Here is a 333-nt window from a genome sequence, read left to right on the forward strand (position 1 = left end):
CCAGGCCTGCAATAGTAAGTCGGAGGAGTCTCGAACCGAAGAGGCTGTAGAAAACACGGGGGATGCCATAGAGGCAGATACCAAAGAAACGGCTGATGAGGTGTCCGTTAATTTCCAGACTGAACGGGATAAAGTCGTTGCTACCTTAGAGGAACAACGGGATAAACTCGATCAAAAAATCGACGAGTTAAGCAACAAACTGGATAAAAAAAGCAACAAAGCCGACAAGACTATGAACCGTCAAGTAGAAAAATTAAAAACAGAGCGAGAGGAGTTGAACAAAGATATTGACAAGGCTAAAAATGCAACAGCCGATGCCTGGCAGGACATCAA

1 protein-coding gene is annotated in these 333 nt (G+C 44.4%); it reads left to right on the forward strand.

The genetic code is table 11. The annotated features are described in order from the left end of the window. Positions 1 to 333, forward strand: a 333-nt coding sequence (locus ACYVGO_RS29630; protein ID WP_460972403.1) for a hypothetical protein, incomplete at both ends; no start/stop codon positions are given.

Source organism: Spirosoma migulaei, assembly GCF_054776855.1.